The following is a 693-nucleotide window of genomic DNA, read 5'->3' as shown; positions in this document are numbered from 1 at the left end:
CCCTCGGGGGTGGACTTGAAGAGGCAGGGGGTCTCGACCTCAGTGAACTCGGCGTTGTGGAAGGCCTCGCGGATGGCGAAGGTCAGATCGCTGCGGAGCTTGAGGTTGGCCGCCATCTTGGGGCGGCGGATATCGAGGTAGCGGTAGCGCAGGCGGACGTCCTCGGAGGTGTCCACGTGGTCCTCGATCTGGAAGGCAGGGGTCTTGGAGGTGTTCAGGACCTCGAGCTCGGAGACCAGCACCTCGATGTGGCCGGTGGCGAGCTTCTCGTTGTCCTGGCCCTCGGGGCGCTCGCGCACGACGCCGGTGACCTTGATGGGCCACTCGGAGCGGACATCCTCGGCGGCGTGGAACGCGGTGCCGCCGGAGTGCTCGGGGTCGAACGAGACCTGCGTCACGCCCGCGCGGTCGCGCAGGTCGATGAAGATGAGGCCGCCGTGGTCGCGGCGGTGCCAGACCCAGCCGGTCAGCGTGACGGTCTGGCCGATGTTCTCGGCGCGGAGCTCGCCGCAGGTGTGGGTGTGCATGGAGAAAGCCATTCGTTTCCTTTCGTCTCTTCCGCCCCGTGCCGTGACGGGCGGATGCGCAGCAGACGGCGAGGCGGCGTAAACGGCGCCGCGTCGCGCGAGTTGCGATTGTACTACGGACGCGGGACGCCCGGCCGCCGGTGGTAGGCTGGTAACACACACTCAA

The 693-nt window shown here is 68.0% G+C and carries 1 protein-coding gene; it reads right to left on the bottom strand.

Going from position 1 to position 693, the window contains the following annotated elements:
- The coding region (locus ACT84W_RS09895; protein WP_444329091.1) for an amino acid--tRNA ligase-related protein at positions 1 to 539 on the bottom strand (539 nt) is incomplete at its 3' end.
- Positions 540 to 693 lie beyond the last annotated feature (154 nt).

It is taken from the genome of Paratractidigestivibacter sp., assembly GCF_052362415.1.
Classification (GTDB): domain Bacteria; phylum Actinomycetota; class Coriobacteriia; order Coriobacteriales; family Atopobiaceae; genus Paratractidigestivibacter.
Note: the sequence above shows the minus strand (reverse complement) of the source record. Positions and strands in the feature narration are given on the sequence as shown.